5 protein-coding genes and 1 pseudogene are annotated in these 7641 nt (G+C 33.3%); 1 reads left to right on the forward strand and 5 read right to left on the reverse strand.

Features of this window, described 5'->3' with window-relative positions; translation table 11 throughout:
- Positions 1-220: pseudogene (locus B0B05_RS15730) on the reverse strand (IS5/IS1182 family transposase); the annotation flags it as partial.
- A gap of 164 nt (positions 221-384) precedes the next feature.
- Between B0B05_RS15730 and B0B05_RS15735 the strand changes: the two are divergent.
- Positions 385-1413, forward strand: a complete 1029-nt coding sequence (locus B0B05_RS15735) for a S41 family peptidase (RefSeq protein WP_076784532.1) — start codon at positions 385-387, stop codon at positions 1411-1413.
- Positions 1414-1678: 265 nt separating this feature from the next.
- Here B0B05_RS15735 and B0B05_RS15740 read toward each other — a convergent pair whose 3' ends face one another.
- From B0B05_RS15740 to B0B05_RS15755, 4 genes are all read right to left on the reverse strand, one after another.
- Positions 1679-2371, reverse strand: a complete 693-nt coding sequence (locus B0B05_RS15740; protein WP_076784533.1) for a M48 family metallopeptidase — start codon at positions 2369-2371, stop codon at positions 1679-1681.
- Positions 2371-5526 (reverse strand): type I restriction endonuclease subunit R, encoded by a 3156-nt coding sequence (locus B0B05_RS15745; protein ID WP_076784534.1) that lies wholly within the window; start codon positions 5524-5526, stop codon positions 2371-2373. The genes B0B05_RS15740 and B0B05_RS15745 overlap by 1 nt, the downstream gene beginning before the upstream one ends.
- 19 nt (positions 5527-5545) lie before the next feature.
- On the reverse strand, positions 5546-6511 hold the full coding sequence (locus tag B0B05_RS15750) for a hypothetical protein (RefSeq protein ID WP_076784535.1): 966 nt from the start codon (positions 6509-6511) through the stop codon (positions 5546-5548).
- 72 nt (positions 6512-6583) lie between these two features.
- On the reverse strand, positions 6584-7507 hold the full coding sequence (locus tag B0B05_RS15755) for a tyrosine-type recombinase/integrase (protein ID WP_076784536.1): 924 nt from the start codon (positions 7505-7507) through the stop codon (positions 6584-6586).
- Between the last annotated feature and the right edge of the window lie 134 nt (positions 7508-7641).

Consider the following 7641-nt stretch of genomic DNA (forward strand, 5'->3'; position numbering starts at 1 on the left):
CGCCCAAATTATACAAATGTTTCAGTAGCAAACAACCCACCATAAACCGAATCGGATGGCTCGGATTGCCAACTTTGGAATACAAGGGCGAAAATTCTTTCTCAAAATAATTCCAATCTATTTTTTCTGAAAGTAGAACAAGTTCATGCTCGTGGTCAATAAAATCCACCAACATTGGGCGGAATAATTCTGGCTTCTTTTCTGGATTTTTCCCCAACATATTTGCAAGATTTTAAAGCTCTAAGATACAAATTCTTGCAATAAAAAACAAGCTATTTTAAACCCAAAATACTAATAATCAGTAAATTATAGGTGGTTTAAGGAGAGACTAATTAGCTTTCGTATATTTGGCTATTACCTTAATTATAAAACTAACTTATCATCATGAAAAAAATATTTCTGCTAATCCTTCTTCTCAGTTTGTCTTTACCAATCAATGCACAAAAAAAATTTACTTCAAAAGACAGCACAAACTTATATTTCAAAGAATTATTTCGGACGCTTAAAAACGGATATCTTCATAAAAATGATATAAAATGGAACGAAATTGAGAAAGAGACAAATAAAAATTTGGACAAATATAACAGCTTCATAGCCTCATTGGATGAAATAGAAGTTTTATTCAGTAAGATAGGTGCCAGGCATTGCAATATTTACATTAATAACAGGACATACTCATCCAGCCCAAAATCTGTCAAAGAAAAACTTAGTGAAGAATGGAAGGCTAAATATGCTGCTAATCCAACTTTTGAAACTAAGGTAATCAATGATGAATTCGGTTATATCTTAATCCCTAAAATTGTTTTTTCAGATATTAGTAGTGAAAATATTCACAAAGTAGCGCAGCCCCTTTATGATCAGATAGCAAATTTAAAATTGAACAATAACCTAAAGGGTTGGATTGATGATTTAAGGTTTAACACTGGAGGAAATTCTTGGCCAATGGTACTTGCGTTATATGATTTTTTGGGTGATAACAAAATTCTGGGCAATCTCAATGCCGATAAAAAACAAGAAAACATTATAAAATTAGAGAACGGTGCCTATTACGATAATTCCAAAAAAGTGTCATCCATCAATCCGAAAGGCAAATTATTAGACAACGAAAAAGTTGTAATTATAACAAGTCCGGCTACGGGAAGTTCCGGAGAAATTGTTGCCATATCTTTTAAAGGAAGAAAAAACACAATTTTTATCGGTCAGGAAACTTATGGTGCTACTACCGGGAATATCAAAGCAGAACTTCCTTTTAAAAGTTATATGGCATTAACAACCTCTTACGATTGTGACAGAAATGGAAATTATTACGAAACTGTGATACCGTATATTTCCATTTCCAATGGCGATAACTATACGAATCTAACGTCAGACAGTAATATAAAAGAAGCCATAAAATATTTCAAACGGTCTTAGATAATAACCTTGCAAATATTGCGGAAGGTTGTAACCTCCCCTATCCCCTACCGAAACCAAAGAACCTTGCCTAAGCCCTTTAAGCGAGGTTTTTTATGGATGATGTGACTGGAAAGACCGATTTTTCAAGGTTTTTGTGCAAGTAAACGCGCAAAATATTGGGGTTCGTTCCTCCGGTTAACAAAACGACTAAATAAAATGGAAAAAAAAGAGTATCTTGAGAATTAAGAAAAAAGCGTAGTTACAGGATAATATTGCTTTTGTATCAAGCAAATGAATCTAATTTCCCCTTTCTTTTCTCCCAATCAGGCATCATCAAGGTGAGTAAATCAAAAAAATCCTGATTATGGTGTTTATGAATCGTATGACACAATTCATGCATAATGACATACTCAATGCATCTTTTAGGAGTGTGAATTAATTTAGGATTGAAGATCAATTTATTTCTAATAGTACAACTTCCCCATCGGGTGGGCATATCCTGAAAATAGATATCATTCGGAGCCTCGAATCGTTCTGAAAATTTTTTAATGATAGGTTTTGCTATTTCGCTTATTTTACTGTATGCTCTTTGTTTTAACCACTCACCGAAAAGCATTTGTGCTTTTTTCTTATTTTTTACTGTAATTAAAAACAGATTTCCTTTATACGTAACTTCTTCCTTGTCAGATTTTTCAACAACTAATTTATACTGCCTTCCTAAATATAAAATAGAATACCCGGATTTTATTTCATAGGAGATTGCTGTTGCATCAAAATTCAAAAAATAAGATTGCTGTTTACATATCCAATGAGCTTTCTTTAAAAGAGATTCTTTAATCTTTTCCAATGGTGTTTCTAATGGAGCGACTACAAAAACAGAAGTGTCCGGCAGTATTTTTACTCCAATTGTTTTTCTTTTAGAGTATTGTAAATCAAAGTAAATCTCTTGTTTTCCGTATTGAATGCTTTCTTTCATTATCTGTTTGCGATGGCAATATCAATTAATTTTTTTGTCAATTCATCTGCTTTCGGAATAGAAAGATGAAACACATCCATTAAATAATCTCCAAAATCTAATTCGATTTTATTGATAATATCAGTGCGTTTATGCCAGTCTACAACTTCAAATTTTGAAACAATTTCATCAAACATTTTTGTGATTTCCACCTCTTTATCAATTAACTCCTGCTCTTGTTTTAGCAGCTGAAAAACTGCAATATTTCTGTTTTTTCCTTTGATTTCTTCTGGAATATCATCGGAAAATCCTTTTACAGCCTGTTCTTTATAGTCAGTCAACCTTCTTAATGCTTCAATTTCAGACAGACGATTCGCACGCATTTCTGCAATAGTTTCACTGATCAGTTCAGATAGTTTTTTGAATAACGCAGGATTAGAATCAATATTGATAGATAAATATTTTGAAGTTGCAGCTGCAATCTTTTCAGCCTTAGCTCTTGATCCTACCAATTTTTCAACTTCCTCGGCAAAGGCTTCCGTATCTAAAATATTCAAAGGTTCTACTAAACGAATGATTTCCTCTGTAATAACGTGTTGATCGAGCAATTTCTGCAATTGCTTTTCGTATTGTGTAAAACTGATTTTATCCAGATAAATCGAATTTGCTGCGACACGAATACCTGCAAATTTTTTAAGATCGTCTTTATACTGCTTAATTTCTTGCTCCGGTGTTTGGTTATGAAAGTCAATAGAAGACAATGCTACCTTTAGTATTCTGGCAAAAACATTAAATTTATTATAGAAGTCATCTCTTATAGACTGATCAGATAAAAAGACTACATATTCATCAATATTCTGCTTATTGCTAATGGTTTTGAAAATATTCAATACATCAGTATGAGCACGAGGTAATTTATTTATTTCTTCAGAAATATCCGTTAAAGAACCTGCCAGATCTTTTGGATCAAAAGAATTATCATCTCCAGAATAATTCTCCAAAGCTTCCTGAAGCTCTTCCATTATACCTGCATAGTCAATAATATATCCATAATCCTTGCCCGGAAAAACCCTGTTTACTCTGGCAATTGCCTGAAGCAATGTATGTTCCCGTAACTTACGGCATAAATACATTACAATCGTCTGAGGTACATCAAACCCGGTAAGAAGCTTATCAATAACAATCAGTAATTCAATATTTTCACCTTTTTCGTATTGTTGTATGATATCTTCATCTATCCGCTGACCGTATTTGGTTTTTAATAACTCATAATATTGAGTGACTTCGGGCGATTCAGAGCTGTGTACATCTTCATTATTTTCTCTTGTATCAGGAGCCGACATTACCACTTCCGTTTTTACTTTCCCGATAAGGTCAAATGCTTTCTTGTATTTAACGGCGGTTAATTTGTCAGGACACACCACCATACCTCTGAAGCCTGAATGTATTCCTGTTTTATCTTTCCCCCAGTTTGATTGAAAATGTTTGCTGATATCAAAAGCGATTTGATCAATGTTTTGTTCCGTTTTGGTAATCAACCCTGCCCGGCTCATTTTCTTTTTCAGATCGGCACGTTGATATTCTTCCAGGTCTTCCATCACCATATCCACACTTTTATCAAGCACTTTTCGGTTTACATCCTGTACTGCCAGTCTTCCTTCGTATAAAATAGGCACGATAGCTCCATCTTCAACCGCTTCTGATATGGGATAAGTATCTATTATTCCTCCAAATTTATTCGCAGTGTTCTTTTGTTTTTTCATCAACGGTGTTCCTGTAAACACTATGAAACAAGCATTAGGCAATACTTTTTCCATATTCACATTAAAGATACCGTGCTGTGTTCGGTGTGCTTCATCAATTAACACAAAAATATTGTGACTGGTTAATTGATTATCTGATAAACTTTTGACTGCTGCGTCAAACTTGTTGATAATAGTGGTAATTACAAAATCACCATTCCCTTTCAGTAAGCTTACTAACTGTTTACCAGATGCGGCATTGATGACATCTACTTCTACTTTTTGTAATGTTTTTGTGATCTGTCCGTCTAAATCAATTCTATCTGTTACTAAAATAATCTGAGGATTATTTATTGTGTCTTGAATTTTACGAGCCAGCATTGCCATTGTCAAAGATTTTCCGCTGCCTTGTGTATGCCAGATAACACCGCCTTTTCTTTTACCGTTCCGAACAGGTTTTATTCGTTCAATGATTTTGTTGATGGAAAAGAACTGCTGAAAGCGGGCAATTTTTTTGACAACACCAGCTTCAAACAGAATAAAGTCCTTGACAATAGTTAATAAACGCTCAGGACTTAACAAGCCTTGGATAAAAATATCCTGTTTAGTCGGTGCTACGTATTGCTGATACTTTTCCTGGTATGCAATATGGTCTGATTTAGTTCTGATATCCGGATTTGAGAAAAGTTTTGCTTCTATATCCTTTGACAAAGCGGTATTTACTAAATCATCTAAACCGTCAATAAATTGTACTTCCTTCTCTTTCCAGATTGCCCAAAACTCTTCTTTCGTGTTCGTTGTGGCATATTTTGTTTCTAACAAAGAGGTTGAAATAAGAACTTGACTATAAACATATAAATTACGAATAGCATTCTCCTGCTGATTTCTGATATGTTGCTCAATTGCCCTTTTAATAGGGTCTTTAATTGTTGGACTTTTACATTCTATAACAGCTAACGGAATACCATTGACAAATAAAACAATATCAGGTCGGTACGTATCTTTTCGTCCTGTACGTAATACCGAAAACTCTTCCGATACGTGGAAATAATTGTTAGCAGGATTTTCCCAATCAATATATTGAATTGTATGACTTTTTTTGTCACCATCAATAGATTGTTCTAAAGCGTGTCCAAATACTAACAAATTGTAGATTTGATTACAAGCTTGTACAAATCCCTCAGAAAGTGGTATATCCTGAAGTTTCTGGATAGCTTTTTCAATATTTGCCGATTCAAATTTTGTCTTCTTACTTCCGATTTTAATATCATTAATATGCATCAAACGTTCTCGGAGTATATCGGTTAAAATCACATTACTTTCTCTATTCTCCCGAAGTTCTAAGGCCTCTTTGGGGGATAAGTAATCATACCCAAGATTAATAAGTAGTTTGAGTGCCGGAATTTGTGATATATTATCTTCGGTGAATGCCATTTTTTGAGTTATGAGTTTTTTATTCGTTTATTGGAATATACTTTTGTTTACAATAAGTTTCAACTTCTGTATCATTCGAAAAATATTTGTCACAAAATTCATCCAATTCTTTTTCAGCTCCTGAAGCATATTTTTCACTTGCCGTCATCAATTTTTCAGTTTGTTCTATAAACTTTTCAAACTCTTTATTCATTTTACAAAGTTTGTCTATAGTTCTAAAATCCAAATCACGATAAACCGCAGGAAATAGGATTTTACTTTGATAGGGATTAGAATTAAGCTCTATAATCCCAATACCAAACGATTGGTTAAGTCTTGCCATCTCTTCGTTTAGACTATCACTAAATTCAAACGCAACCAAATAACCATAATTTGCCCAACTCGAATTTGAAACTGCTTGAAAAAAAGCTTTTTTAAGTTCACTATCACTATTGATTTCCTTTTTTAATTCATATGAACTTAACTTAAAAGTATCAACGCGATTGATTGATTTTAAAAATATCTGGCTTGTTTTAGTTTGTAAATGTAAAAACTTTATCCCAACCATATCAGGATGTGTCCAGATTTGATTGCTGTCTTTTCCATTTGATTGTTCGTGAAAAATCGTTTTAGAATAGGTATCTGTATTTTTCAGATAACTGCTCAAAAGCTTATGTAAATCTCTTTCTTCGTAGGCTTTTACTTTTTTAGATCTTACAACTTCTACTTTTTCTATTTTTGTGTCACCACTTAAAACATCAATACCAATATTCTGCTCATTTTTTGTAAGATAGTAAAGGTAACTTCCTCCTTGTTTTATTCGTTTCACTCTCGTATCACCATTACGAATAAAATCGCCCAGTAAGGCGGAAATTGTGGCATCTGGAGTTTTTGCCGCTCCAAAATCGTAATAACCATTATTTATGATATGTTCACAAATTTCAGAATACTTTGTCAAAGTATTTATATCATCTAAACTTTTTAAAATAGCTTCTTTTATGGTCATTCTTTCAATAATCAGATTATATGGCTAAAATAACAAAAAAACACTACAATATGCCACAATTTCAACTCTTAACTACCTTAATGCCTTAAACATTTGCTCAATGGCTTTCTTCTTTTGTTCCATATTAGGATGAACATAGAGATTTAAAGTGGTGCTGATGTTAGAATGCCCTAAAAGTACACTCACAGTCTTGTAATCACAATTACTTTCGATGCATCTTGTGGCGAAGCTATGCCTTAGACCGTGAAATTTTAGTTCCGGCATATTAAGCTCTTTCATTAAGTTTTTATAATAACTGCGGTATGTCCGGGGTTCTGTAGGTTTTGCATCGTTTGTCAAAACAAAAAATGATGGATTGACAATTTTTTTAAATGGTTTCAATATCCTTAATAAATCCTTACTAATTGGAATTTCCCGAATAGAGTTTTTGGTTTTTGGCGTATCTAAAATCAGTTCCGTTCTACGGTTTCCTTCTTCAATTACATAAATACGTTGAATCGTGCGATTAACACTAATAACTCCGTTATCGGTGTCTATATCCTCCCAGGTTAAAGCACATACTTCTCCGATACGCATACCTGCACTCAAGCAGATATAAACTCCTAAGTTTCTGAATGTAAAATGTTCATGTATATAGCTCATTATTTTTTTCTGATCTGCCCGGCTTAATACTTCAATATTGTGTTTTTCACGTTCTGTAGGAAACTGTATATCAAAAGGGGTATAATCCAACCATTTATGTTTTGCACCAAATTTGAGAATCATCTTCAGCACAATCAGTATATCTTTAATTGTCTTATGGCTCAAACCTGCTTCCAATTTCTGGAATACAAAATTCTGTACATCAGTCTCTTCAATAATAAATTGATCACCAAAAACAGGTTGTAAATGATTTTCAATAAGAAGTGTATAAGCTGAAAAGCTTGATTTCTTGACATACTGCTTCTTGTCTGCTTTCCAAAGCGTGATCACTTCTGAAATTCGTTTTTTATTCATTTTGCTTAAATTTTAAATTAATTTCAAAGGAAAGCAATTAAGGTTTTTTAAACTTGAGGATAAGAATTAGTCAATGTTCCCCCTTTGAGATTTCCTGGGTTTGAAGGAGAGTGGGAAGTGAAAAAGTTGGGGGA

The sequence above is a fragment of the Epilithonimonas bovis DSM 19482 genome (assembly GCF_900108115.1).
GTDB classification, from domain to species: domain Bacteria; phylum Bacteroidota; class Bacteroidia; order Flavobacteriales; family Weeksellaceae; genus Epilithonimonas; species Epilithonimonas bovis.